The organism is Haloarcula hispanica ATCC 33960 (assembly GCF_000223905.1).
Classification (GTDB): Archaea; Halobacteriota; Halobacteria; order Halobacteriales; family Haloarculaceae; genus Haloarcula; species Haloarcula hispanica.
Genome location: NC_015948.1, coordinates 572,445 through 597,534 on the forward strand (window position 1 = coordinate 572,445; position 25,090 = coordinate 597,534).

Consider the following 25,090-nt stretch of genomic DNA (forward strand, 5'->3'; position numbering starts at 1 on the left):
TCACGCTACTGCTCTACCAGCCCGTCCAGTAGATGTATCGCGCCGTGTTTGTCCAGTGGGTCGTTTGCATTCCCGCAGTGGGGCGACTGCACGCAGGCCGGACAGCCGTCGGCGCAGTCACACGAAGTCAGCATCGACAGCGTGGTGTCCATCAGCGGCCCGATGTCGTGGTAGCCGGCCCGCGTCAGACCGATGCCGCCGGGGTAGCCGTCGTAGATGAAGATGGTCGGCTCGCCGGTGTGGGGATGACGCGGCGTCGACAGCCCGCCGATGTCGCCACGGTCACAGAGGTACTCGAAGGGGAACATCGAAATCATGGCGTGCTCGGCGGCGTGGATGGATCCCGGGAAGTCACCGGGTTCGCTGCCGCCGTCGGTCGCTGCATCGCCGTGTTGACCGCCGCCCCCGCCACCGCTTCCGCTCTCGCTCCCGCCACCGGAGTCGCTTTCGGCTCCGTACGCACCCTGCCGAATCTCGCTTTCTATGTCCGATGGCACCGTATGGTACAGCGCCTTCGTCTCCAGCGTGGTCTCGGGCAGATCCAGCAGTCGCTGTCCCAGCACCTCTCCGGAGGAGCCGTCGCGGCGCTCGTAGCCGGTGATCTGCTTGCGCATCGTCACCGACGCGAACCGGACCGGCACGTCCTCGCGGGTCGGCAGTCGCCGCTCCGCCAGGTCCGCCTCGACGGTGATGGTCTTGTCGTGCAGGACGCGGGTGAAGTAGTCGGCCCACGTCCGGTCGAGTTCTGCCACACCCGCGTTGAGGTCGAGGTCCGTCACCTCGTAGCGCCGGCCCTGATGGTGGTAAATCGCGCCGGGGTGGGCGTCCCGCAATGCGTCCTCGACGGAGAGTTTGGCTATCACGTCACCCTTCGCCACCAGTTTCACCTCGCCGTCGTCGACGGTCCGCAGGTTCATCTCGTGGTGTGGACTACCCTTGCCGAGCCAGCGCATCCCCTGATCGGTCTGGCGGCGGTCGAGCTTCCCGGCCGATTCGAGGTCCGCGACCACGTCGGGGAACGGCTCGCCGAAGTGGCGGTCGTCGTCCGGCGAGAGCCAGTTCTCGCAGGCGGCCGCGTGGACGTGATTCGGAAGCAGTTGCTCGTTTTCGGGGTTTGTCACGGCCTGCTCGGCTCCCGTCTCGAACAGCGCGTCGGGGTTGCGCAGGACGTACTGATCTAGCTGGTCCTCGCCGCCGACGAGCGCGACCAGGGCGGGGTCCGTGCCGCGACCGGCCCGCCCGGCCTGCTGGAAAGCCCGCATCCGCGTCCCGGGGTAGCCGTCCAGCAACACGGCGTCTAAGCCGCCCACGTCGACGCCCAGTTCGAGCGCGCTGGTCGACCAGACGCCCCGCAGGTCGCCAGATTGGAGGCCCTGCTCCAGTTCGCGCCGTCGGTCGTCGGTCAGTGCGGCCTGGTACGCGCCGACGCTGTCGGCGAGGGCGTGCTCGCCGCGGCTCCGGAGTTCGTCCGCGCTGTCGCTGGCGTACCGTTCGGCCGTCTGGCGCGACCCGGCGAAGACGACCGTCTGGAGGCCCCGCTCGACGAGGTCGACGAACAGCTGTTTCGTCTCGACGTGATTGGACTTCCGGCGGCCGCTCCCCCAGCCGTCGCCCTCGTACTCCGGCGGATTCCACAGCAGCCAGTGCCGCGGCCCGCTGGCGCTCGCGTCCTCGTCGACCAGTGCGAACGACGGCTCGGGCTGGCCGGTGACGGCCGCCGCGTGTTCGACCGGATTGCCGATGGTCGCCGAGCAGCAGACCCACTCAGGGCCGCCCGCTGTTGCGCTGTCGCCCCTTCTGCCGTTGCTTTCGCTGCTATCGCCGCCGGCGTCGAACCGCTCGGCGATGCGCTGGAGGCGGCGCATCACCAGCGAGACGTGGCTGCCGAACACGCCGCGGTAGCCGTGGACCTCGTCGACGACGACGGTTTCGAGCCGCTGGAAGAACCAGTCCCACAGCCGGTGGGCGTGGGGGAGGATGCCGTAGTGGAGCATGTCCGGCGTGGTCAGCAACACGGTGGGCTGGCGCTCCCGGATGGCCTCCTTCTCCGACTTCGACTGCCGGCCGGTGTACTGGGCGACGGAGACCCCGGAGGCGAAGCCCAGCCCCTGCGCGAGTTCCGACAGCGTCTCGGTCTGGTCGTTGATGAGCGCGACCTGTGGCGCGACGTACAGCGTCGTCGCCCGGCGGTCCAGCGCCCGCTCGAAGGCCGGCACGGTGTAGGCGAGGCTCTTGCCGCTTGCCGTCTCGGTCGCGAGGACGACGTTCTCGCCGCCGCGGACCGCCTCGATAGCGTCCACCTGATGGGTGTAGAGGTCGGTGATGCTTTGATCTTCGAGGACGCCAGCGAGGCGGTCCGCAATCTCGCAGTCCGCGGTCCGTGCGTCCCGACCGGGTACCGTCCGCTGGTCGACGATCTGTCCCTCGTAGTACGGCCGGTCCCGGAGCCACGAAATCGTATCGTCCACAGGCCGTATACGTGGACGAGAGGTATCGGTGTTGCTGTTTCTGCCGGAACTGGCTCGGCTGGCGGTGGACTCAGTCAGTGGTCGACTGATTGAGTGGCGGTGTCGCGTCGGGCTCCGCCGCGGACGGCAGGGACGCGACTGCCGCAGGGAGCGCAGCCAGCGGCACGGTGTCGTGACCGTTGCTGGTGTAGGCGCTCTCGTCTGTCTCGACGGCGAGACGGGGGCTACCTGCCTCAATAACCGCACTGTTTCCGTCACCGGTTTCGCCCGCTATCACGACGGCATCGGCCGCAGCGGCGAGGTCGGCGGCGCGCTGGCGTGCCGCGTCGTCGGTGCCGGCGAAGGCCGGGACCGTGACCGCCTCGCAGTCGAGATCGGCGGCCCGCTCGGCAGCTGTGTCACCGGCGGGGACGACGCCGATGCTGACCCGACAGCCGGCCCCGACGAGCTTCGAGACGGCGGCAGCCGCTGGCGTGCCGGTCCCGACGACGTGGACGCGACGGGCGACCGACTCTTGTTCGGCCAGCGGGGTCACGAGCGGCGCGTCGGTGCCGGGCTGGGTCGTCACCAGCGTCTCCGCGTCGAAAGCGTCACGGAGCGTGTCGCTCGTGAGCACGTCCGCGGGGCGGCCCGCGGCGCGGACCCCGCCGCCGGCGAGCAACACCAGTTCGTCGCAGTACCGCGCGGCCAGGTTGAGGTCGTGAATCGCGGCGACGGCCGTCTTCCCGTCGTCGACGAGCGCTCGGACCAGTTCGAGCGTGCGGACGGCGTGGTTGATGTCGAGGCTCGCCGTCGGTTCGTCGAGCAGGAGGGCCGGTGTCTCCTGTGCAAGCGCCCGAGCGAGGAGGACCCGCTGGCGCTCGCCGCCCGAGAGCGAGGTGAACGGCCGGTCGGCGAACTGGGTGACGCTCGCACGCTCCATCGCTGTTTCGACGGCGTTCCGGTCGCTCTCGTCCATTCGGTCGAACCGGCCGAGATGCGGTGTCCGGCCCATCTCAACGGTCTGCCTGACGCTGAAGTCGAACGACAGCGCAGTGCCCTGTGGCGTGCTCGCGACGAGGCGGCTCACTTCCTTCGCGGACTTCCTGTGGATGGGTTCGCCGTCGACACGGACTGTGCCGGCGTCCGGGTCGAGCGTCCCTTTCACCGTCCGCAGGACGGTCGTCTTGCCCGCGCCGTTGGGACCGACGAGACCGACGAGCGACCCGCGGTCGACGCTGAACTCGACGCCCGAGACGACAGACTGGTCGCCGAAGGACACCGCGAGGTCGGACACGTCGAGCATCGGCCCGGAGCGGTCCCGTCCCGGGTCCCCACCGTTCGATGTAGCCGGCCCGCTCACAGCTCGTGCACCTCCCGCTTCCGGAGCAAGTACAGGAAGAACGGCGCGCCGAGGACGGCGGTGACGATGCCGACTGGGACCTCGGCGCTGCCCGAGCGTGCTAGCGTGTCCGTCGCGACGAGGAACGACGCGCCGGCGAGCGCCGCCGTCGGGAGCAGTATCCGGTGGTCCGGCCCGACGAGCAGCCGCATCACATGGGGGACGATGAGGCCGACGAAGCCGACGATGCCGGCGACGGCGACACCCGCCGCCGTGATGACCGCCGACAGCGCGAGCAGGACCCGCTTGGTCCGTTCGACTTCGATACCGAGGCTCTGAGCGTCCTCCTCGCCGAGTAGCATGACGTTCAGGTCGCGTGCGTACGCGAGCAACACGACGAACGGGACGGCGACGAGCACGACGCTGCTGGTCACTTCAGGCCACGACGCGCCCTTGAGATGGCCCATCAGCCAGTACAGCGCCCGGCGGATGCTCTCGCCGCTGTGGAGCAACAGGAAGGAGACGACAGCGCCCAGAAACGTCTGTATCGCCACGCCGGCCAGCAACAGCGTCGCGACCGGCGTGCGGCCGTTCCGCGTCGCGATGAGATAGACGCCGAAGGCCGCGACCAGCGCACCCACGAAGGCCGCGCCGCGGAGGCCGAGTCCGAACGGGATCACGACCGGCGTGACGATGAAGCCGACCGCGCCGACCGCCGCGCCGGAGGAGACGCCGATAATAGAGGGGTCGGCCATCGGGTTCCGGAAGATCCCCTGCATGATCGTCCCCGCGGCGGCGAGCGAGAAGCCGACGACCGCGCCCAGCAGTATCCGGGGGAGCCGGACCTGCATCACAATCTGTGTCTGGAGGTCGCTCACGGCGTAAGAAAACACATGGGCCGTAGTCACGTCGACGGCAGGGCCGGAAACCGAGATGCCAGTCGGGACGACGACGGCGTTGAGCAGCACTTTCCCGACGATTTCGGGTGGAATCCACACCGGGCCGATACCGGCGCTCGTCGTCACCACGGCACAGAGGACGGCGACGAGCCCCGCCGACCACCCGACAGTCCGACCCGCGAAACGCATGTATGAAAGCCCAGTTGCAGTAGATAAGTATTTATTGCTCCTGACACCCGCCTAGAGCATGCGACGACTTTCTCTCGTCTGCGTCTTTGCCTTGCTCGTGGGCTCGTCCGCAGGTGTGACTTCGGCCGCAGCAACAGCCGACACGCAGGCGGACGACTGCTCGTTCCCGGTCACGATGACCGACGCGACCGGGACCGAGGTCACTATCGAGGAGCGCCCGGAACGGGTCACGACGACCAATCCCTCGGCCGCCCAGACGATGTGGGAGATCGACGGCCGCTCCCAGGTGGTCGGGCTCACCCAGTACGCGAGCTATCTCGACGGTGCTGAGAGCCGAACGAACGTCTCCGCGAGCTTCGGTGTCAACGTTGAGCGCGTCGTCGGTACGAACCCGGACCTGGTGATTGCACCGAACGCCAGCGCCGGTGATGTGGCCCCGCTTCGGCAGGCCGGGCTCACGGTGTATCACCTCCCCGCCGCGACAACTATTGAGGACATTCGAGCAAAGACGGCGACCATCGGTCGACTGACTGGTAACTGCGAGGGTGCGAGCGAAGCGAACGCTTGGATGGACGCGAACGTCGACGCCGTTCGGCAGGTCACCGCGGACGCCGAAGACCGACCGACTGCGCTGTACCCGCTTGGCGGGGGGTACGTGGCGGCGAACAATACCTTCGTCACGTCGCTCATCGAACTCGCGGGCGCGGAGAACGTCGCGGCCCGCAACCACACCCAGTACCCACAGCTCAGCGACGAAGTCATCCTCCGGTTCGATCCGGACGTGCTCTTTGTCACCGAGAACACGGCGAACATCGCGGAGACCGAGCCCTACGCCAGTACGACCGCGGGCGAGACTAACTCGACGGTTTCTGCCCGGGCTCGGAACATCAATCAGCCCGCCCCACGGAGCGTGGTCTCGTTCGCGCACAACGCCACCGCACAGCTCTATCCGGACCGCTACGACGCCGACAGCTACGTTCCCCGGTCGGCTGTGACGCCGGCAGTGACCCAGACGAGCGAGCCCACGCCCGCGGACCACACGCCGAGCACTGACCAGCCCACGACCGACGCCAGCGGTCCCGGATTCACCGCCGTCGGGGCGCTTCTCGCAGTACTCGCCCTCGTCAGCACGCTCTCACGCCGGAGGCCGTAGCGCCATGGACAAGCAAACTATCCGCGAAACGGTCTGGGACGCGCTGGAAGAGCAGGGTATCGCCCGGTTCCCGTTCCCGCCCCACGACCGGATTCCGAACTTCGAGGGCGCAAGCGAGGCTGCACAGCGCCTGACCGAGACGGCGGTCTGGGACGCCGCCGAGATGGTGAAGGCGAACCCGGACTCGCCACAGCTCCCGGTCCGACGGGCGGCGCTTCGGGCCGGCAAGACGGTATATATGGCCGTTCCTCGGCTCCGGGACGAGCGGTGCTTCTACGAACTCGACCCCGACGAACTCGACAACATCGAGGCGGCACCGGCGATCTCGAACGTCGCGGACCACGCACGACAGGTCGGCCCCGAGGCGGTCGGGAGCGTCGACCTCGTGGTGTCGGGCTCAGTCGCGGTCACCGAGGACGGCGCTCGTATCGGAAAGGGCGAGGGGTACAGCGACCTCGAATACGCCGTCCTCCGGGAACTGGGGCTGGTCGACGAGACGACGCCAGTCGTGACGACGGTCCACGAACTCCAGATTGTGGGGGGTCCCGGGGGTGCCGTCGACACCTCTGTTCCCGTCGACGACCACGACGTGCCGATGGATTGGGTCGTGACGCCGGAGCGAACTGTCGAGACGGAGACCACGCACACGACACCAGCGGGCGTCGATTGGGATGCGCTTTCGACGGACCGCATCGACGAGATACCGGTACTTTCGACCCGCCGGCCCGACTGACCTCTCAGCCGCTATCGCGGGGTAGAACCCTGGTAATGAAAGCTTACCGGCGGTACAACTTTAGCCCCACATGCCTTGGGACGCATATGGATACGCCCGTGGCCACGTCGAACCGTCACGGGGTCGATGGACCTGCTGGGCGGCTACGCGTCCTCTACGTCGACTCGGAATGTGACGATATCACGGCGGTCAAGGAGACGCTGAGCGGTAGCACCGATGAATTCACTGTAACGGTGTGTGAGACGGCGGACGACGCGCTCAAAACCCTCGAAGACGCGTCGTACGACTGCGTCGTTAGCGAGTACCGACTCCCGGACCGAGACGGCATCGAACTGTTACGGGCCGTCCGGGACCAGTCGTTCGACCTCCCGTTTCTGCTCTTCACTGACGACGGCGACGAGAGCGTGGCCAGCAACGCTATCTCTGCCGGCGTCACAGACTACGTGACGAAAACGCCGCTTTCGGAGCAGACGGAACTGCTCCGACAGCGGATCACTTCGGCCGTCGCCCGCTCTCAGGAGGAGGCGGACATTCTCGACCGGATGACGGACGCGTTCTTCGCGCTCAACGAGGACTGGGAGTTCACGTATGCCAACGAACGCGGCAGACGTGTCATCGGCCGTGCGATGGACGTTGACGGAGATACCACTGACCTGCTGGGACGGAACATCTGGGAGGCGATTCCGTCCCTGGAAGGAACGGAGTTCAGCAAGCAGTACCGGCAGGCGATGACACAGCAGGAGCCAACCTCCTTCGAGGCGTACTTCGAACCGCTGCAGACGTGGTTCGAGGTGTCCGTCTATCCGTCGCCAACCGGGATTTCGGTGTACTTCCGCGATATCACTGAGCGCCACAAGCACGAGAAGGAGATCAGGGGCAGAGAGCGGACGCTCCGAGAGATTTACCGGGTCATCTCCCGCAAGGACCTCGATTTCGAGGACAAGGTCGAGCGCCTGCTCGAAATCGGGCAGCACGCCCTCGGGACCGAAACGGCCGCCCTCTCGCGCATCGATGGCGACATGTACGTCTTCGAAATCGTTCGCGACCGGACGGGGGCCATCGAGGCGGGCGATGCAGTCCCGCTGGACGCGACGAACTGCGAGCGGGCCGTCGTCGAGGAGAAGACGCTGGTGCTCGCTGATATCGCTGAAGACCGGCCAGAACTGACCGACAGAGCGGGCTACACCGAGATGGGCGTCTCCTGTTACCTCGGAACGCCCGTTGTCGTCGACGGCTCGGTGTACGGCACGTTCTGCTTCTACGGCACGGAGCCCCGCGATTCCTTTTCGGAGTGGGAAGTCACGCTCGTGGAGTTGATGGGGAACTGGGTCAGCTACGAACAGGAGCGCGAACGGCGCGAGCAGGAACTCACACGCGAGCGAAATCGTCTAGAAGAGTTCGCCAGCGTCGTCAGCCACGACCTCCGGAACCCGCTCAACGTCGCGTTCGGCCGGCTCACGCTCGTCGAAGAGGCGTACGACGGGGACCCGGAGCACGTCGAGGCGCTCCGGCGGTCGCTCGAACGGATGGACGAACTCATCGACGACGTGCTCGCGCTCGCCCGTGGCGGCCACAAGGTCATCGACGCGACCGAAGCGTCGTTAGACGATATCATCACGGCCGCCTGGGACACCGTCGAGAGTTCGGACGCGACGCTGGAACGGCGCGACACGGACGTGCGAATCACGGGCGACCAGACCCGCCTCCAGCAACTGTTCGAGAACCTCTTCCGAAACAGTGTGGAACATGGTTCCACAAGCAGTCGGACGGAGTCCGACGACAGCGTGGAACACGGGCACAGTCTGACGGGGGCCGACGACAGCGACAGCGACGAACATGTGACCGTCCGGGTCGGGACGCTCTCGGACGGACGGGGCTTCTACGTCGCCGACGACGGCCCTGGTATTCCCGAGGACGAGCGCGACGAGGTGTTCGAACGCGGCTACACCACGAGCGACGACGGGACCGGGTTCGGGCTGGCCATCGTCTCCGAGATCGTCGACGCGCACGGCGCTCGGATCACCGTCTCGGAAAGCGAGGACGGCGGCGCGCGCTTCGACGTGACCGGTATTCAGGTCGAGTGACTACAGCTGGTCGACGCAGTCCCGGATGAGGCCGTCGACGTTTTCGGGGAGCGTCGGGTGGTAGGCCCGGTCCGGCAGGTCACGCACGTCGAGTCCCAGCTCGACGATAATCTGGAACGCCTTGGCGAAGCTGTCCGCGTGGTAGTGCATCCCCTGCCAGCCGAGCACTGTCCCGTCGTCGGCGTCGACGACGAGCTTCGCCAGCCCCTCGGGCACGTCCTTCGATTTGAACACGCCGTCGTCGCTGGCCTGTCGCGTCGCCGTGACGACGTCGTAGCCAGCCTCTTTCGCCGTCTCCTCGTTGTGGCCGACGCGGGCGAACGGGTAGACCCCCAGCCCGGAGAAGATGACGTGGTGGTGGACGTTCCGGTAGTCCTTGAGCGAGCCCCCGGCCTCCTGCCGGACGATGTTCTCGGCCGCGGTGAAGCCCTGCTCCTTGGCGACGTGGAGAATCGGCTCCTTGCCGTTGACATCGCCGACGGCGTAGATGTGGTCGGCGTCGCGGGTCTGCATCGTATCCTTTGCCCAGTCGCCCTCGACCGAGACGGACGTGTTCTCCAGGCCCAAACCGTTGACAGTCGGCCGGCGGCCGGTGAAGAGGAACAGCTGGTCGGCCTCGAACGTCTCCTCGCCCCCGTCGTCGTACTCGACGGTGAGGCGGACGCCGCCGTCCTCGGTCTCTTCGAGTTCCTGCTCGTAGCAGTTTGTCGGGATGGTCACGTCCCAGTTGTCCTCGTAGATGTCGAGTGCCGCGTCGCCGAACTCGGGGTCGCCTTCGTCAATTGGCCGGTCGTCGTGCTCGATGACGGTGAGTTCCATCCCGCCAGCCTCCGCCAGATACGGGACCATCTCCATCCCGATGTATCCGAAGCCCATCACGATGCCGGAGTCGGGGAACTCCGTGGCGTCGAGCACTTGGTCGCTGGTCATGAAGTCGACTTCGTCGATGCCGGGCGTGTCCGGGACGTTCACGCTGGACCCGGTCGCGATGACGACGTAGTCGGCCTCGTGCTCCTCGCCGCCGGCCCGGACCGTGTGCTCGTCGACGAACGTGGCAGTGTCGTGGATGAACGTCACGTCGTCGCGCTCGGCCATCTCGTGGATGGAGTCCCGCCGGTGGCCGGCCCAGTCGAGTACATGGTCGTCCTTGCGCTCGACGACGGCTTCCAGGTCAACCTCGGGCACGTCACCGACGAGCCGTTCGTCGTGGCGCGCCTGGAAGCGGTGGGCTCCCGCCGAGAGGACTTCCTTGGACGGCATACAGCCACGAAGAATACAGAGGCCGCCGCCGGGCTCGCCGTTGTCGACGAGCGTGAGTTCGATGTCTTCCTCCTCGACGAGGTCGCCGGCGACTGCGGCCCCGGCACTCCCATACGCGCCGATAATAACGACGTGAGTCATACCAGTGCTAGGACGATGCCAGCAAATAAAGGCTTCAGTGGCGTGTTTTGCTCGAACACGACCGGCGGTAGTTCTGCCGCCAGGGCCGCGGACTCAATCGTCGCCTTCGACGGGCGCGGGCGGACGCGACCGCCCGAACCCGAGTAGGCCACGAACCGACCAGTCAACGTTGAACACCCGGTCCCAGACGACGAGGGCGGAGGGAATCACTAGGAGGGACGCGAGGAAGGCGTACCCGATTGATAACGCTGTCAGAATGCCGAACTGGCCGATCGCAGGGAACACAGCCAGGCCGAGCACACCGATGCCGAACGTCGTGGTGAGCATACTGCCAAACAGCGCACCGCCGGTCCCGCGGACGGTCCGGTCCAGCGCCGTTTCGAGGTCGTTTTCGTCGAACTCGTCGGCGAACCGGTGGGTGACGTGGACCGAGTAGTCGACCCCCAGCCCGATAGTTATCGCCAGCATCGTCGCTGTGAGCGCGTTGAACGGGATGCTGAGCAGCCGCATTGTCCCGCCGAGCCACGCCACTGTGACGACGACGGGGATGATGTTCACGAGACCGAGCGACGGCCGCCCCTCCAGCATATTGTAGATGAGGACCAGAAACACTGACGCGCCGATAAGCGCAATCGCCAGGGACTGGATTGCGGACTCCAGAATCAGGTCCGAGACGGCCTGGAACACGACGACCGAGCCGGTTGCCGTCGCCTCGTACCGGAAGTCGTCGGCAACGTTTCTTGTATCGGCGGTCACCTCTGCGTCGGTTGCGTCCGATTCGACTGTGTAGACGACACGCGCGCTCCGGTAGTCCTCGGTGATGTACTCTAGCGCCGTACTACGGGCCGGCGAGTCGAGCAGATACTCGTAGATCTCTTCGAGGTTATCGTCCGGGACGCCGTTGTCGTTCTGGTCGTTGCGCTCGACCATCCGACGGAACTCGGGGTCGCGTTCCGCCTGGTCCTGAATGACTGTCACGATGGATGTCGAATCGGCGCGCCCGTCCTCGCGGACAAACGAGTCCGGCGGGTTGTTACCCGCCCGATACATCTGTTCGAGCGCCGCATCGTTCCGCATTGGCCCCTCTACGTACACCGTCGCCTGACTGGACTGGGTCGTGTCGAATCGCTCATCGAGGAAGTTCGTCACCTCCGTTACGGTGTATTCGCTCGGGGCGAACGGCTCCGGCAGGGCCTCGACGAAGTCCGGGTTCTCCTCGGGCGGCAGGAAGTCCTCCTGACTGAACGACGTCGAGACGCCGGTGGCGTAGTAGCTGGCGCCGACCGTGGACACGAGGATGAGAACGAGGAAGATGATCGGGGCGCGGTTCGCGATGACGACGCCGCCGCGCAACACGTCACTGAGTGCGGAATCCTCTGCACCCAGCGGCGTCTCGCTGAACGTCGGGATGGGGTAGGACTGTCTGAGCCGGTCCAGCTCCACCTTCGCGGCGGGCAGGAACACCCCGAAGATGAGGAACGTGAAGGTGATACCGACAGAGGCCACGTAGCCGAAGTCCTGAATCGGCGGCAGCGCGCTGGTGAGGTTCGCGGCGAACCCGATGACTGTCGTCCCGGTAACGATGAAGAAGGCGACAAGCAACTGGTCGGTCGTGATTCGCATCGACTTCTGGATGGACGCCCCGGTCTCGCGCTCCTCGCGATACCGGTTGACGGCGTGAATACCGAAGTCGATCCCGACCGCCAGCAACAGCGGTGGCACGGCGATGAGCATCTGCGAGAAGGGGATACCGGCAAGCCCCATGAAGCCGAACGTCCAGACGACGGCCATAAACAGCGCGAGCAGGCCAAGCGCCATGTCCGCGAGGTCGCGGTAGGCAATCGTCAGGAAAAACAGGATGAACAGCACTGCCGCGGGTACGGTCAGGATGAGCGAGTCGCCGACGACGTTCGAGAACTCGTCTGCGACGATACCGCTGCCGAACAGGGTGATGCCACCGTGGTCAGCGCTGGAGACAGTGAACCCGGCCTGTTTCTGGATGCTCGTCAGCGGACTCGAACCGCCCTGGCCTGACCCGGAGGAGATTCCGGCCGGGACCTCGTGCGTGACGACCCCGATGGTCGCCGACGCCGAGGCGGCTTTGCGGTTAAAATCCTTGCTCAGTAACGATTTGAACCGGGGGCTCTGCTCGGCCGCGCGCCCGACAGCGGAATCGATCTCACCCGGCGTCGCTGATTCGACAGCGTAGATCTGTTGTTCAGTCGTCGTCGCTTCCGGGTCTAGCTGCTGGGCGACAATGCTGGCGGCGCTTGCGGTCGACGTGACACGGAGTGCTCCGTGCTGTTCCAGCCGATGCTGTGACCTGAGCATCCGGAGCAGCGCCGGCTTCGAGAGCACGTTGTTCTCCTGCTGGATGAGCTGTGTGCTCCCTGTATCCGGCGAGAAGGTCGGCGAGAACTTGTCGTTGACCTCCTGCAGTGCCTCCTCGGCCGGAAGCCCGGTCGTAAACTGTGACGTCCCGGAGTTGGTCGAGACGCTCCCGAGGCCGGCGCTGAAGACCACCGTCACGATCAGGAAGAGGAGCACCACCTTCCGTGAATCGTGGACGATTCGGTCGTCCGCCCAATCGATGTAGCGCTGGTAGTCCATGCGTTAGCGGAACCTGAAGTAGCCGCCGATGGCCAGGGCGGCCACGAGTGCGACGCCGATAATCGCCGTCAGCGGCGAACTGCCACCGCCGGAGTTAGTCACGGAGACCGGAAGGCGGTAGGTGTCGGACACCGGCGTATCTCCGTCCGGCTCCTCGTACTGGAAGTCTACCGAGACGGGGTAGTTTTTCGTCATCGCGGCACCGCTTGCGCTGATACCGAACTCGATGGTCGTCGACTCGCCCTGGTCGAGGCTGTCGACGTACGCTTGGTCGTCCGACACGGAAATCGGTGACTCGGCGAACAGCTTTGCCTCGATATCGGTCAGTCGCTCGCCGGCGTCGTTGGTGATCGTCACTTCGAGTGTGCTGGATCCGCCAACGTCGACGGACGCGTTCGTCGTCTCGACGATGAACTCGTCAGCGCTGCCGTCGACGCTCTGCCGGATTTCGAGCGTGTCGCTCTCGCGCTGGTCGCCCTCGCTGTTGCGGTAGTTGGCGACGAAGTCGAACTGCCGCGGGCCGGAGTTCGCGTTGTCCGACACGTCGGCGTCGAACGAGACGGTCGTCGATTCGCCCGGTTCGAGGTTGCCGACCGCGTACTGGGTCTCCTTCGGCGAGATGTTGTCGTGGGTGCTCGCCCAGTTCAGGACGACGTTGCGGACTGTTCGGTCGCCGGTGTTGGTCAGTGACGCTTCGATGGTTCCGTCATCGCCCGCCTGGAGGGTCGATTCCACGTCGCCCATGGCGAAGGACTGTTCGGGCTCGGGCGTGAGTCCGAGCGAGATGTCGTCAGCGACGCCGGCATCGCCTTCGGGGTCGTCGTAGCTCACTGACGCCGACAGGGCGTAGCTCTGTGTCTTGGCGTCGTCGCTGGCGCTTGCGTCGACGCTCACCGTTCGCGTTTCACCGGGCTCCCAGGAGCCGACGAACTGCGACGTGGACTCGGACTGCCCGAACGTAATCGCGGTGTTCTGCGTGGCAAGCGACACTGTCGCGTCCGAGACCGTGACAGGGCCGTCGTTGCGCAGGGTCACGTTGTACGTCCCGGAATCGCCGACAGCGACGTCACTGTCGGTGCTTTCGACGGTGAACGTTTGCTCGGGGTCGGGCGTAATACCGAGGGAGGAGGCGGTCGTGCTCTTTCGCACCCCGTCCGTGTCGTCGAAGTCGACCTGGAGGTCGAACTGATACGGTTCGGCTCTCGTATCACCGCTCGCACCGACGCGGTACCGGAGGGTACGCTGTTCACCGGCCTCCCAGGTGTCGATAAACCGGGAGCTGCTGGCGTCGCCACCGACTGTGAGTTCGGAGTTCGTCGATTTCAGCGTTACCGAGGATTCTCGGGCCGGCTCGTCACCGGTGTTCTCGACAGTGACTGCGACCGTGCCGGTCGAGTCGACGCGCGCGTCGGAGTCGACGCTTACCACGTCAAAAGCCGCGTCGTCGTCGATGTCGAGTTCGAGTTCGATTCGTTCGGTGGTGGTCTCTTCGTCCCGTGCACCGTCGCTTTCCGAAATGTAGCTCGTGTACTCGTATTCGACGATGACAGGAACAGTGTAGCTCCCGGGACTTGCGTCGTCAGCGACGCTGATGTCGAATGAAATGGGTTGGGTCTTCCCTTCCGGGACGGAACCCACAGCCTGTTTGCTCGTTGTCACCGTAATCGGGGCGTCACCGTCGTTGACTTTGACTGTGGTCCCGCGGGCGGTCGTCACCTCGCTGCTCTGGACACCCTGGGTCGAAGACCCGGAGTCGATCGTGCCGCTGTTGACGAGGACGACGTCGAGTGTCGTCTCCTCACCGGGCGTGACGGTATTATCGACGAACGTTGCGTCGAAGTCGGGGCTCCCGGTTACGGCGGCGATCGCCGTTCCGGATGCCATGAGCAATGCGACAACTGCCAGCGTCAGTAATGTTCGTGGTTTCATGCGTAGGGACACTTCGGACATTCCTTGCCGTTGTTTCTGTCTGGAGCGGACGTCATGCTTGGGAGATCGGGATATGTACCCACATACGTCTGTGCAGACTCCCGCCCGAACCGTGTACATCGAACGAACGTTCGGTCGCCTATCAACGTTGTGGTTCCGTAACAGTGGGAAGATATTTACTGCCCGAACGAATATTCGGTCGGGATGACTGATGGAATTCCGTTCGCCGGGGAGCCAGCGGACTCGCACGAGGCGATAATGCGGGCCACGTTCCGTGCCCTCCGGGAATACGGGTACGCCGGACTTTCGATACAGCGAATCGCGGACGAGGCCGACCTCAGCAAATCGACGTTTTATCACCACTTCGACGGCAAGGAGGACCTCCTGCTGTCGTTCCAGGAGTTCATCCTCACGGAATTTAACCGCATCTTTCAGGTCGAATCGACCGGCGACCCCGAACAGGACATCAAGACGTTTGTCAGCCTCGTTCTCGACGATTTCCCGGACTGCGTCGAAACGCCGGACAAGAACGCCGTCCTCGGGTCGTACGTCGAGATGCGCGCCCAGGCGGTCCAGAACCCGGACTTCCGCGAGAAGTTCACTGAGACGGACGAGCTGTTCGCCCGGCAACTCGTACAGATCATCGAGGACGGCATCGAACAGGGGGTCTTCGCCGACGTCAACCCCGAGACGGTGTCGCGGTTCATGATTACGATACTCGACGGCGTGATTCTCCAGAGCGCAACTCGCAACGACAACCCTGTCGCCGAGGTTCGGGACACTATCGACGAGTATATCGAAGAGACGCTGATTCTCGGTACCTATAGTAGCCATTGAAAATCAATGCACACCTGATCGCGCGACGGCAGTGCGATCAGTGTGTACATCGTTTCAATTGTTACTATAGCTTCGGCTGATCGACTGGTACGTCTCCTTCAGCTCCTCGAAATCGTCGTTCTCGGCGTGCAACACCCACTCCAGTTCTCTGGCCCGCTCTTTCAGCCTGGTGTACTCGTCGCTCGCCTCCAGTTGTGACGTGGATTTCTCTCGTTCCAGCACGGAGAGTTTCGAGGAGATCCGGAAGTACTCGTCGAGCCTGTCATCCTCGTCGGGCCTGTCGAGGTGCTGGTCGAGCGCCGACAGAAGCGTCGACTGGTCGACCGGCTTCTGGAGGTAATCGTCGAAGGGCATCTCCAGAATGTTCAGGTCGGCGTCGACCGCGGTCAGCATGATGATGATGCCGTCGTACCCCCGCTCGCGCAACCGCGAAAGCACGTCGTCACCGTGCACGTCGGGCATGCGCCGGTCGAGCAACACGGCGTCGAACTCCGGGCCGGCAGCGTCGAGCGCGGCCTGGCCACTGTACGCGACAGTCGTCTCGTAGCGCTCGCCGAGTTTCAGGGCCTGCGTGTCGGCGACGTCGTGCTCGTCGTCGACGACGAGCACCCGCGGCGGGCCGCCTGTAGTTCTTGACACGGTATTACACCGTTCTAGGGCTGGCAACTGTATATGTTTTATCGGCAGCCGCCTCTCGAAAAGCGTTAACCGATGGCCCATCGAGTGTGTACTGATGAGCAAGTCGTCGGCGGGCACAGGCGGTCGACATCGCCTTGGGAGCCTCGCGGCCGTGGTCGGTTGGATAGGGGCAGGAGCGGTCGTGCTCGCCACCGTCGCGCTGGTGGTGCAGTCGGTGTTCTCGCTCGGGCTCTCGGAACAGGTCACCGTGGGCCTCGGCCTGGCGCTCGGTGGAGGACTGGGTGGCGTCTCCTATCTCCTGGTGACTGATTCGCCCGGCGAGACGACCGACGAGACGATGACGGTGTCGGCAGATGTCGACCGAACACCGGAGCCACAACCGGTCGATCTCTTCGACGGTCATCCGGACCCGGTGTTGTACTTCGCCGACGAGGGCCACGGCCCGGTCGTGCGTGCGGCCAACGAGGCGTTCGGGACCACGTTCGACGTGCCGTCCGACCGCCTCGACGGAACGGCGCTCTCCGAGGCGCTGCTCGTGGCTGGTATCGACGAAGTGGACGCCGAGACAGTCAGTACAACTGACCTCGATGTCGTGGCCCTCTCGACGGCACTCGACGAACCGAGGCAGTTCCGGCTGCGGACGGCCGGCGTCCCATCGACCGGCTACCTCCTGCTCACACCATTGGGGACGGCGAGCGATTGAACGGTCGAACGCCGCCCGCAGGTCGGCGGCGTAACGGAACTTTAAAGATTCCATCCCGGCGAAATTCTGGATAGGAATGCTCGCGTCACCGCTGCAACTCATCGATAGTTTCCTGCTGAACTACACCATCGGTGATGTCCTGCTACTCGGCTTTGTCGGTGGGCTCGTCGCAATTCTCCCGCAACGGTCGCTCCGGATGCTGGGGCTGCATACGATTGCGCTGGGCGCACTGCTCGTGATTACGCCGGCGTCGGCGATGGAACCAAGCAGTGCGAGCGTCCTCGCGTCGTCGTTCCAGTACAAACTGTTCGGCCTGGTGCTGCTCGTCCTCGCCCCGGTGCTGTACGCCGTCGGTCGGCGTTAGGCTAGCTTGTCCAGTGCGGTGAAGAAGTCAAGCGGCGGCCCGGCGAGCCGGACCGGTTCGCTCGCACGCGAGACCGTAATTCGCTCCGGCGGGACCACGTCTTCTCTGACCCGTCCGTCGCTGACGACGACGCCACTGTCGGCGTCTCTGAGTTCGACGACGATTTCGCTGTCGACGTCGACGACCAGCGGCGGCGTCCCCATTTCGTCTGCCATCCCGGTGATGATGAGGCCGGCCACGTCGGGATGGACGAGCGGGCCGCGTTCGCTGAGGTTGTACGCCGTCGAGCCGGTGGGTGTCGCCACCAGCACGCCGTCTGCGTGACCGGACGTGTACAGCGAGTCGTCGATGTACACGTCGAGCGTCGCCCCGCCGCCGTGACCGCGGCGCTCGCCCTGGACGACGACTTCGTTCAGCGCCGGCGATAGCTCCCAGTCGTCGCCGCTGGCCTGGAGCCGCGGCTTGGCCCGCGTTCTGGCGCTGCCGGTCTTCTGGATGTGTTCGACCTCCGCGACGACTGTCTCGACGGCTTCTTCGGGTGCGATAGCGTTCAGAAAGCCGACCTCGCCGAGATTGACGCCCAGGATCGGCGTCGACCCCGCGCCGCGGGCCGCGTACAGAAACGTCCCGTCGCCGCCGATGCTCACGACGAGGTCACAGGCGGACATCTCATCGACCGGGGCCGAATCGGGTACGGCGGCCTCCCACGCGTCGTGGTCTCCCAGCGCCCCGGCGGTCGTTTCGTCCACGACGACGGCCGCCGACGTGGCGCGCAGTCGGTCACACAGTGTACTCGCAAGCGACATGGCCCGGTCGTTGTCCCGCTGCGCGACGATACCGACAGTCATTGCCGGACGTTCCCGCCGGCCGCATATAAACCCTCTACGACGGCAATTATATCCGTCCCGACGCGTATCCACTTCCATGGGCCGTTCGTGTGGCTGGTGGTCGTGCGTATGAGCGGGGACGACGGGTCCGACGACGACTGGTTCGAAAGTGCGCTGGACGACGAGGACGGCGACAGCGAACAGACGGATACCGACGATACTTCGGCGACACCATCCGAAAGCGACGCAGCGGAGTCCACATCCGCGGACACTGGGCCGTTCGACGCCGACGGCGACGACGGGCAATCCAAGCGCAGTGGTGGCGACAGCCCCTTGGACGACGATGGGGGCACTCCCTTTAGCGAGGAGAGTGACAGCAGCCCGTTCGACGACAGCGGCGGTGACCCCTTCAGCAGCGAGAGTGGTGCCTCCGATACCGACGCCGGGTCCTCCGGTGACGACGACGGCGGCGGTGGACTCTTCGACGACGACTTCGCCACCGCGTTCGAGTCCGCCGGCAGCGGTGACGGTGACAGCGGTAGCGACTTCGAGGAGGAGTTCGAGTCCGACATCCCGCGGGTCGACATCGGTATCGAGGGGCTCGACCAGATGATTCAGGGCGGGATTCCACAGCGCCATCTCATCGTCACTATCGGCTCGGCTGGAACCGGGAAGACGACGTTCGGGCTGCAGTTCCTTCACCACGGCCTCCGGAACGGCGAGAACGCGGTGTTTCTGACGCTCGAACAGTCCCACGACGCGATACTGGACACTGCCAGTGAACGCGGCTGGGGGTTCGAGGAGTACGAGGAACAGGGCCAGCTAGCGATTGTCGACCTCGACCCGGTCGAGATGGCGAACAGCCTCGACAACATCCGGGGCGAACTGCCGGCGCTCATCGAGAAGTTCGGCGCCGACCGGCTGGTGCTTGACTCCGTCTCCCTGCTAGAGATGATGTACGACGACCAGTCCCGGAGACGCACCGAAGTGTTCGATTTCACCCGGTCACTGAAACAGGCCGGCGTGACGACGATGCTCGTCTCCGAAGCCAGCGAGAACAACCCCTTCGCGTCCAGACACGGTATCATCGAATACCTGACTGACGCGGTGTTCATCCTTCAGTACGTCCGGTCGGACACCGGCGAGACGCGACTCGCCGTCGAGATTCAGAAGATACGGAACGCGAACCACTCGCGGGAGACGAAACCCTACGAGATAACGAACGACGGTATCTCGGTCTACCAGCAGGCCAACATCTTCTAAGCCGTCGCCGTCCCGACCGACTCCGGTTCGTCCCGCTCGTCGAGTGCGGCGTTGTAGCCGCCGGCCCAGAGGTCCGTCGCGACGACCAGCACGTAGAAGGTGGCGAACGGGCTGAGAATCACGGCGAGGAGCGAACCGAGGAACGGTATCACATTGAGCAAGTTCACCACGACGTTGACGGCGATGAACAGCGCAATCGAGACCAGCCACGGCGTCGCGTACTTCGGGGACAGGACTAACTTCCGTAGCGTCCCGAAATCGAACCCAGCACCGAACTCGCCGGTACAGGCGAAGTGGATGATGGCGGCCGTCGCCACGTAGCCGAACACCAGCGACAGGACGAACGAGATCACCAGCCCGCCGAAGAGGCCGGCCAGGCCGGCACCCGCTCCGGCGCGGGTCCCCGTCGCCATCGCGAACAGGCTGCCGCCGACGGTCACCCCGAACACGACGAGCGGGACGAGCATGTACACGATGCCGATGACCCAGGCCTTGAGGCCGCCGACGAACAGTTCGCCCCAGTCCTCGAACGCCGGCGGCTCTGTCGCCCCGTCTGCCCGTTCGCGGACTGCCTGAACGAGATAGCCGTACACGAGGATACCGGGTACGAGGAGAAAGGCGAGGAGGCTGAGAACGCCGCCGATGAGAACGGTCACGGTCCAGTCGTCGTCTTCCATGGGATATCTGAGTGTCTCTTCGAGTGATTCCATGTGTCTTGGTCACGCCCTACATAATTAGTTACAGACACCTTGCCGGGTTATTCGCTCGGCTTACCGCAGGACTGCGATGTGTCGATTCCAACACGATTCCACTCAAATCGCGCCAGCTTGCGGAACCAATAAATCACAACCGGGCGACAGGAGGGATATGGTACTACTCGTGCCCTTCGACGGTTCGGACCTGTCGAAAGCCGCGCTAACGCGGGCGATGGAGTTCGCGGACTATCGCGACGAGGACATCACTGTGCTGTCCGTTATCCCGGACGATGCGGCGTACGCGCGGGAACGCGGCTGGATCGATGCGGACGAGGTGTTCGATACTGGGACCGTCGCCGACCGAATGCGAGAGCAAGCCGAGTCGGTCGCCCCGACGGCGTCGTTCCGCTACGAGGTCCCGGAAGACGTGAGCTCGATGGCATCGACGACGACGGACATCACCCGGACCATCAGAGAAGTCGCTCACGAAGCGGGGGCCTCAATCGTGTTTATCGGCAGTGAGAACGCCGGACGGGTGTCGACACCGGTCTGTAGTGTCGGCTCACCGGTGTCGGAAGACCCCGAGTACGACGTCCATATCGTCCGGCACCCGTAGCACTATCTGACGACGGTTACGGGGACGGACGCTCGTCTGACGACGATTTCGGCGACGCTGCCCAGCAGGATGCGGGACATCCCCGAGCGGCCGTGGCTTCCCATGACGATCTGGTTGATGTCGTGTTCGTCCGCGTACTCCACGATGACCTTCGTCGGTCGCCCGACCTCGATGACGCGTTCGACGGACTCGACACCGGACTCGGCCACTTCAGCTTCGAGTTCGTCGAGCAGGTCCTCCGCTGTGGCTTTCTGTTTTTCGTACCACTCCTCGGAGAAGGATGGAATCGAGGCCTCCGCGCTGTAGCCGGCCTCTGCGGGGTTGATGACGTGCAGGAGAACGACCGTCGCGTCCGGATACTCCTCGGCCGCGAATTCACAGGCTACTGTTGCTTGATCTGAACTGTCGACCGGAACGAGGATTCGCTTTGCCATATGCCCACTTCCGCTGGGGCCGGTTTGAATCTTCGGCCCGCTGCAATCGGTGAGCGGGCCGTCGGTTTGTCAGTCTCGCCCGTGACGGGTCACACACGTCGACAGACCGATCAGTTCGACCGGTTCGGAGTTATCCGGCGAGTAGACGACCCGCTGGCCCTTCTCCATATAGGGAACCTTCGATTCGAGGTTGCTGGGAATGTTTACCGCCGAGATGGCGTCTTCGTCGCCGAGATTGAGCACCATCGTCGTGTTGATCTGCTTGAACACCGGGTCGGCGATGTCTTGGGGGTCCTGCGTGATGAGGTACAGGCCGAGGCGCTCCTTCCGGCCCTGTTTGGCGGCCTCGGTGAACTTCCCGATGACCTTGCGGCCCTGGACGCTGTCGGCGTCGGTGAGGAAGTTGTGGGCCTCGTCCATCCCGAGCACGAGCGGCGTCTCCTTGATGCGGTCGTAGTCCGGGTCGTTCGAGAGCTTCTGATCGATGAGCAGGCTGGAGACGGCCAGCACGATGGTCGATGCGGTCCGGGAGTCCGTGATGTGGTACGTCGGGATGACCGTCAGCCCGCCGTCGCGGACGAACTGCGATATCTGGTCGGTGATGGGGCGGGCGTCCTGGTCGAAGACTGCGCCGAAGCCCTGGACGCGGCGCTTGATGGCGTCGAACGTGGCCTCGTGCACGTCGCCCGCCTCGTCCAGTTCCTCCTTGAGCGCGGGGTCGCCGAGGAACGTCCGGAAGTCGCTGTAGGTCCCACCGGTTCCGTATTCGCGCTCGAACCGCGGGAGCAGCGTATTGACGAGCGCGCCGTACTGGTTGTCGTTCAGGCTGGACCCGGCGATGAGCCAGGGGTTGTCGTGGACGAGCGAGAACGGGATGGTGAACTCCACCTGCTCGGCGCGGTGGTGGCTGGCGTTGTAATCCGCGCCGGCCACCTTCGGGACGAAGGCGATGGTGTCGTCGTGCCCGCCGTAGGCGACGCCCTCCCGCTCGCAGCGGCGCTCAAACTCGTCCGTCATCGCGGGGTTGTCGTCGTGCATCTGGGCGTACTCGTCCTGGGGGTCGAACTGGACGACGGCGAGTTCGGGCGTGCGGCCGTCGCCCATCTCGTAGGTCCGGCCGAGATACTGCCGCAGGACGTTCTTGGAACTGTGGGTCTTCCCGGAGCCGGTCCCGCCGGCGACGAGGGTGTGGCGGAACACGAGCGGGTCGCCGGCGTCGTAGTCGTCTTTCAGCCGGTAGTCGATGGTCGGTGGTTCGGCGGCCGTTCGGACCTTCTCGCCGCCGACGGCGAGATGGCCCAGGAAGACGCCGTCCTCGGGAATCTTCAGGCCGGTCTTGATCTCGGATTTGTCGGTGGCCTCCCGGACGACGGTTTCGGGTTTGGGCACCCGGTCAGTCATCCGCCGCTTGAGTTCGCCACCGTCGCTGTACAGCACTGCAACCGGCTCAAGCTCGGCGATGAATTTGAAATCCCGCTCGTCGATGCCCCGCTCGCGCATCGCTCGCCGGGCGTGGATTTCGGTCGCGTCGTCGGCGTGGAACTCCTGTGCGTACTCCAGGGCCTTGATGCGACAGAACAGGCGCTCACCGCCTGGGTATGGGACGAGTAGATACGTGCCGATGCGCAGACGCGAGCGGTTCCGTGCGGTGACGTACGCCCGGAGGACCGTTTCCTCCGCTTCCTCGCTGATTCGGAGGCCGTTCGCCGCCGAGAGGACACCGAGGCCGGTGTCTGTGCCGGCCGGTGTCACGTCCATATCTTCGAAGTCGTCGTCTGTCGATTGTGTTGTCGGGTCGGTGCTCCCCGACGCGTCGACAGCCCGGTCGCTGTCGTCGGTCGTCTCGGCAGAATCAGCGGCCTCGTCGTCGGCCGCCGCATCGTCGCCGTCGAAATCAGTGAAATCCCCGAGGTCGGACATACCCCAGTTCAGGGTAGCCGGGGATTAACACCTTTCCCCAGCAGCATGAATGTGAAACCTTACCCGGATGGCTGTCAACGAACGCATATGAAGCCGACGCGGGTGATGTCTTTCAATGTGCGGTACGATACCGCCGGGGATGGGGTAGACGGGTGGCCCCACAGGCGGCGGCTGGTGGCGGGGACCATCCAGTATCACAATCCCGATATTATCGGGGTGCAGGAGGCGATGGCACACCAGCTCCGGGAGCTAGAGGTGTTGCTGGACGGCTACGAGTGGGTTGGTGACCCACGGGAATCCGTCGATGCCGGTGGGGAGCACACGGCCATCGGCTACCGGGCCGAGCGCTTCGACTGCGCGGCCACGAACACGTTCTGGCTCTCCGAACAGCCCGCCGAGCCGAGCAGCGTCGGCTGGGACGCCGCCTACCCCCGCGTAGCGACCTGGGCGCGCCTCCGTGACCGCGACACCGACGACGACCTGCTGTGTCTGAACACGCATCTGGACCACCAGGGGGCTGACGCGCGGGTCGAGGGCATCGAACTGGTACTCGACCACCTCGATTCCATCGCCCGCGAGGCCCCCGCAGTCGTGACCGGCGATTTCAACTGTATCGTCGGCGAGCCGGCCTACGAGCGGGCCGAGGGCCACGAACTCCCGGACGGCCGCACGCTCGTCGACGCCCGCGACACAGCGACCGTCACTCACGGCCCGACGACGAGCCGGACCGATTTCCACGCTCTGCTCCCCGAGATGGGGATCGACCATGTGTTCGTCAGCGAGGACGTGGCCGTCGACACCAGAGCGGTCATCGCCGACCGCGACGACGACCACTACGGCTCCGACCACCTGCCCGTCGTGGTCGACTGCGAGCCCTGACCTGGGGGAGAATCTTTTGCCTGTGTGGCCCCTACAGTGAGCTATGTTGCTTATTCGGGGGACAGCAGGCGGGACGGCGCTGACCGGGACGCTGTACGAACCGGGCGAGGAGCCGCCCGAGTTCAACGGCGCGCCGGACGAGGGGACGCCCTACGTCTGGCTCTGTGACGCCTTCTACGAGGTCGAAAGCGGCGGTCAGGTCCAGTCTATCGGCGACCGCGAGATCCGGATTGCTTTCGAGTCCCCGATGCCCCGCGGCTTCGAGACGCGCGATGCGGCCATCGACGCGGCCAAGGAACACGTCAGAACGCAGTTCGCCCGGCTCGGCGTGGCTGGCGAGACCGTTGACGTGACGGTGCAGCAAGCTGAGACGGCGTAGCTGCACAGGTCTGTGGAGAAAGGCGGCCCGTTTTCTGAGTCAGCGAACGACCAGTGAGTTATACCAATGTGACGGGTGAACCCACTGCGCGTGGCCGAGGACCCGTCCCCGACCGAGGTGTTCGCCCTCCTCGACGATGACTACGCTCGCGCGCTCCTTGCAGCCACGAGTCACAGACCGATGACTGCAACTGAACTCAGCAACGACTGCGACATGTCACTCTCGACCGTGTATCGCCGCCTCGACGCCCTCGAGGACTGCGGCCTCGTCGCCGCTCGAACGCAAATCGCGGACGATGGGCACCATGTAGACGTGTACGAGGCACAGATGGACGAACTCACCGTGTGTCTCACCGACGGGACCTTCGATGTCAGCCTCTCCGTCGAATCGACGACACACGAGTTCGCCGACGCGCTGGTGGATCTCTGGGAGGGGCTCTGATGGACGTTGCCGGCCTCTCCGCCGAAACGTGGGTTACCGTGAACACTGCTTTCCACCTCGCACAGACGGGGGTCGGGCTGCTCATTGCTGCATTGGCGCTCGTCGGCTACCGTCGACAGCGGACCCGCTCCATGCTCGCGCTGGCCGTCGGAATCAGCCTCCTCACCTTCGTCTCGTACCTCGTTACCCTTGGTGCCGTGCAGGTCTTCCCGCGAGTGGTGTTTCCCCTTCCGGGCACTATCACAGAACTCGTCGGGCTCCTCGTCCTCCTGTACGCCATCGTTCTGGCCCGCCGCGGATAGCACG

General features: G+C 65.0%; 23 protein-coding genes. 12 read left to right on the forward strand and 11 right to left on the reverse strand.

The genetic code is table 11. The annotated features are described in order from the left end of the window. Positions 1-5: 5 nt before the first annotated feature. From HAH_RS02945 to btuC, 3 genes are all read right to left on the reverse strand, one after another. The gene (locus HAH_RS02945; protein WP_014039569.1) at positions 6-2,468 is read right to left on the reverse strand and encodes a DEAD/DEAH box helicase; all 2,463 of its coding nucleotides are present in this window, start codon (positions 2,466-2,468) and stop codon (positions 6-8) included. Between the two features lie 70 nt (positions 2,469-2,538). Continuing rightward, positions 2,539-3,753: an ATP-binding cassette domain-containing protein gene (locus HAH_RS02950; protein WP_014039570.1), complete on the reverse strand. Its 1,215-nt coding sequence runs from the start codon at positions 3,751-3,753 to the stop codon at positions 2,539-2,541. Positions 3,754-3,806: 53 nt separating this feature from the next. Beyond that, a complete protein-coding gene (btuC, locus tag HAH_RS02955) occupies positions 3,807-4,877 on the reverse strand; it encodes a vitamin B12 ABC transporter permease BtuC (protein ID WP_014039571.1) in 1,071 nt (356 codons plus the stop codon). Between the two features lie 58 nt (positions 4,878-4,935). Between btuC and HAH_RS02960 the strand changes: the two genes are divergently transcribed. From HAH_RS02960 to HAH_RS02970, 3 genes are all read left to right on the forward strand, one after another. Continuing rightward, entirely contained in the window at positions 4,936-6,030 is a 1,095-nt protein-coding gene (locus HAH_RS02960; RefSeq protein ID WP_023843131.1) for a PGF-CTERM-anchored ABC transporter substrate-binding protein, read from the forward strand. A gap of 4 nt (positions 6,031-6,034) precedes the next feature. Beyond that, entirely contained in the window at positions 6,035-6,763 is a 729-nt protein-coding gene (locus HAH_RS02965; protein WP_014039573.1) for a 5-formyltetrahydrofolate cyclo-ligase, read from the forward strand. 86 nt (positions 6,764-6,849) lie between these two features. Next, the gene (locus HAH_RS02970; RefSeq protein WP_014039574.1) at positions 6,850-8,847 is read left to right on the forward strand and encodes a hybrid sensor histidine kinase/response regulator; all 1,998 of its coding nucleotides are present in this window, start codon (positions 6,850-6,852) and stop codon (positions 8,845-8,847) included. Here HAH_RS02970 and HAH_RS02975 read toward each other — a convergent pair whose 3' ends face one another. The 3 genes from HAH_RS02975 to HAH_RS02985 all read right to left on the reverse strand — a co-directional run bounded on the left by HAH_RS02975 (position 8,848) and on the right by HAH_RS02985 (position 14,787). Further along, complete coding sequence (locus HAH_RS02975; protein WP_014039575.1) at positions 8,848-10,248, reverse strand: dihydrolipoyl dehydrogenase family protein; 1,401 nt, start codon at positions 10,246-10,248, stop codon at positions 8,848-8,850. 93 nt (positions 10,249-10,341) lie between these two features. Beyond that, on the reverse strand, positions 10,342-12,858 hold the full coding sequence (locus tag HAH_RS02980; RefSeq protein ID WP_014039576.1) for an efflux RND transporter permease subunit: 2,517 nt from the start codon (positions 12,856-12,858) through the stop codon (positions 10,342-10,344). A 3-nt stretch (positions 12,859-12,861) separates the two neighbouring features. Beyond that, positions 12,862-14,787 (reverse strand): COG1361 S-layer family protein, encoded by a 1,926-nt coding sequence (locus tag HAH_RS02985; protein WP_014039577.1) that lies wholly within the window; start codon positions 14,785-14,787, stop codon positions 12,862-12,864. Positions 14,788-14,991: 204 nt separating this feature from the next. Between HAH_RS02985 and HAH_RS02990 the strand changes: the two genes are divergently transcribed. Then, on the forward strand, positions 14,992-15,624 hold the full coding sequence (locus HAH_RS02990) for a TetR/AcrR family transcriptional regulator (protein WP_014039578.1): 633 nt from the start codon (positions 14,992-14,994) through the stop codon (positions 15,622-15,624). A 54-nt stretch (positions 15,625-15,678) separates the two neighbouring features. Here HAH_RS02990 and HAH_RS02995 read toward each other — a convergent pair whose 3' ends face one another. Then, a complete protein-coding gene (locus HAH_RS02995) occupies positions 15,679-16,233 on the reverse strand; it encodes a response regulator (RefSeq protein WP_014039579.1) in 555 nt (184 codons plus the stop codon). 124 nt (positions 16,234-16,357) lie between these two features. On the opposite strand from HAH_RS02995, the gene HAH_RS03000 reads away from it, so the two are divergent. After that, complete coding sequence (locus tag HAH_RS03000; RefSeq protein ID WP_023843132.1) at positions 16,358-16,966, forward strand: hypothetical protein; 609 nt, start codon at positions 16,358-16,360, stop codon at positions 16,964-16,966. A 76-nt stretch (positions 16,967-17,042) separates the two neighbouring features. Continuing rightward, entirely contained in the window at positions 17,043-17,330 is a 288-nt protein-coding gene (locus HAH_RS03005) for a hypothetical protein (RefSeq protein ID WP_008310747.1), read from the forward strand. Here the strand turns inward: HAH_RS03005 and HAH_RS03010 are convergent. Further along, positions 17,327-18,178, reverse strand: a complete 852-nt coding sequence (locus tag HAH_RS03010; RefSeq protein ID WP_008310745.1) for an NAD(+)/NADH kinase — start codon at positions 18,176-18,178, stop codon at positions 17,327-17,329. The two genes, HAH_RS03005 and HAH_RS03010, sit on opposite strands and share 4 nt — an antisense overlap. 108 nt (positions 18,179-18,286) lie before the next feature. On the opposite strand from HAH_RS03010, the gene HAH_RS03015 reads away from it, so the two are divergent. Further along, a complete protein-coding gene (locus tag HAH_RS03015; RefSeq protein WP_014039581.1) occupies positions 18,287-19,420 on the forward strand; it encodes a KaiC domain-containing protein in 1,134 nt (377 codons plus the stop codon). Here the strand turns inward: HAH_RS03015 and HAH_RS03020 are convergent. Next, on the reverse strand, positions 19,417-20,130 hold the full coding sequence (locus HAH_RS03020) for a DUF4013 domain-containing protein (protein WP_014039582.1): 714 nt from the start codon (positions 20,128-20,130) through the stop codon (positions 19,417-19,419). The genes HAH_RS03015 and HAH_RS03020 overlap by 4 nt on opposite strands. 157 nt (positions 20,131-20,287) lie before the next feature. On the opposite strand from HAH_RS03020, the gene HAH_RS03025 reads away from it, so the two are divergent. After that, positions 20,288-20,731 (forward strand): universal stress protein, encoded by a 444-nt coding sequence (locus tag HAH_RS03025; RefSeq protein ID WP_014039583.1) that lies wholly within the window; start codon positions 20,288-20,290, stop codon positions 20,729-20,731. 2 nt (positions 20,732-20,733) lie between these two features. On the opposite strand, the gene HAH_RS03030 is transcribed toward HAH_RS03025, so the two are convergent. Next, entirely contained in the window at positions 20,734-21,165 is a 432-nt protein-coding gene (locus tag HAH_RS03030; RefSeq protein WP_014039584.1) for a universal stress protein, read from the reverse strand. Positions 21,166-21,234: 69 nt separating this feature from the next. Next, positions 21,235-23,085, reverse strand: coding sequence for an ATP-binding protein (locus tag HAH_RS03035; protein WP_014039585.1), 1,851 nt, complete (start codon positions 23,083-23,085; stop codon positions 21,235-21,237). A gap of 87 nt (positions 23,086-23,172) precedes the next feature. Here HAH_RS03035 and HAH_RS03040 point away from each other — a divergent pair, with 87 nt between their 5' ends. The 4 genes from HAH_RS03040 to HAH_RS03055 all read left to right on the forward strand — a co-directional run bounded on the left by HAH_RS03040 (position 23,173) and on the right by HAH_RS03055 (position 25,086). Then, entirely contained in the window at positions 23,173-23,964 is a 792-nt protein-coding gene (locus HAH_RS03040) for an endonuclease/exonuclease/phosphatase family protein (protein WP_079891611.1), read from the forward strand. Between the two features lie 43 nt (positions 23,965-24,007). Next, positions 24,008-24,343 carry a DUF7113 family protein gene (locus HAH_RS03045; protein WP_014039587.1) on the forward strand — a complete coding sequence of 112 codons (336 nt, stop codon included), beginning with the start codon at positions 24,008-24,010 and terminating at the stop codon, positions 24,341-24,343. A 90-nt stretch (positions 24,344-24,433) separates the two neighbouring features. After that, positions 24,434-24,784, forward strand: coding sequence for a winged helix-turn-helix domain-containing protein (locus tag HAH_RS03050; protein WP_044951683.1), 351 nt, complete (start codon positions 24,434-24,436; stop codon positions 24,782-24,784). Then, on the forward strand, positions 24,784-25,086 hold the full coding sequence (locus HAH_RS03055) for a DUF7521 family protein (RefSeq protein ID WP_014039589.1): 303 nt from the start codon (positions 24,784-24,786) through the stop codon (positions 25,084-25,086). The genes HAH_RS03050 and HAH_RS03055 overlap by 1 nt, the downstream gene beginning before the upstream one ends. The last annotated feature ends 4 nt before the right edge of the window (positions 25,087-25,090 follow it).

Excerpts from the sequence above, each read along its gene's own strand:
- HAH_RS03040 (WP_079891611.1), top strand. The coding sequence starts at position 23,173 with ATGAAGCCGACGCGGGTGATGTCTTTCAATGTGCGGTACGATACCGCC.
- HAH_RS03000 (WP_023843132.1), top strand. The coding sequence starts at position 16,358 with ATGAGCAAGTCGTCGGCGGGCACAGGCGGTCGACATCGCCTTGGGAGC.
- HAH_RS03030 (WP_014039584.1), bottom strand. The coding sequence starts at position 21,165 with ATGGCAAAGCGAATCCTCGTTCCGGTCGACAGTTCAGATCAAGCAACA.
- btuC (WP_014039571.1), bottom strand. The coding sequence starts at position 4,877 with ATGCGTTTCGCGGGTCGGACTGTCGGGTGGTCGGCGGGGCTCGTCGCC.
- HAH_RS03045 (WP_014039587.1), top strand. The coding sequence starts at position 24,008 with ATGTTGCTTATTCGGGGGACAGCAGGCGGGACGGCGCTGACCGGGACG.
- HAH_RS02990 (WP_014039578.1), top strand. The coding sequence starts at position 14,992 with ATGACTGATGGAATTCCGTTCGCCGGGGAGCCAGCGGACTCGCACGAG.
- HAH_RS02980 (WP_014039576.1), bottom strand. The coding sequence starts at position 12,858 with ATGGACTACCAGCGCTACATCGATTGGGCGGACGACCGAATCGTCCAC.
- HAH_RS03020 (WP_014039582.1), bottom strand. The coding sequence starts at position 20,130 with ATGGAATCACTCGAAGAGACACTCAGATATCCCATGGAAGACGACGAC.
- HAH_RS03015 (WP_014039581.1), top strand. The coding sequence starts at position 18,287 with ATGAGCGGGGACGACGGGTCCGACGACGACTGGTTCGAAAGTGCGCTG.
- HAH_RS03005 (WP_008310747.1), top strand. The coding sequence starts at position 17,043 with ATGCTCGCGTCACCGCTGCAACTCATCGATAGTTTCCTGCTGAACTAC.
- HAH_RS02985 (WP_014039577.1), bottom strand. The coding sequence starts at position 14,787 with ATGAAACCACGAACATTACTGACGCTGGCAGTTGTCGCATTGCTCATG.
- HAH_RS03055 (WP_014039589.1), top strand. The coding sequence starts at position 24,784 with ATGGACGTTGCCGGCCTCTCCGCCGAAACGTGGGTTACCGTGAACACT.
- HAH_RS02960 (WP_023843131.1), top strand. The coding sequence starts at position 4,936 with ATGCGACGACTTTCTCTCGTCTGCGTCTTTGCCTTGCTCGTGGGCTCG.
- HAH_RS03010 (WP_008310745.1), bottom strand. The coding sequence starts at position 18,178 with ATGACTGTCGGTATCGTCGCGCAGCGGGACAACGACCGGGCCATGTCG.
- HAH_RS03035 (WP_014039585.1), bottom strand. The coding sequence starts at position 23,085 with ATGTCCGACCTCGGGGATTTCACTGATTTCGACGGCGACGATGCGGCG.
- HAH_RS03025 (WP_014039583.1), top strand. The coding sequence starts at position 20,288 with ATGGTACTACTCGTGCCCTTCGACGGTTCGGACCTGTCGAAAGCCGCG.
- HAH_RS02975 (WP_014039575.1), bottom strand. The coding sequence starts at position 10,248 with ATGACTCACGTCGTTATTATCGGCGCGTATGGGAGTGCCGGGGCCGCA.
- HAH_RS02950 (WP_014039570.1), bottom strand. The coding sequence starts at position 3,753 with ATGCTCGACGTGTCCGACCTCGCGGTGTCCTTCGGCGACCAGTCTGTC.
- HAH_RS02965 (WP_014039573.1), top strand. The coding sequence starts at position 6,035 with ATGGACAAGCAAACTATCCGCGAAACGGTCTGGGACGCGCTGGAAGAG.
- HAH_RS02970 (WP_014039574.1), top strand. The coding sequence starts at position 6,850 with ATGGATACGCCCGTGGCCACGTCGAACCGTCACGGGGTCGATGGACCT.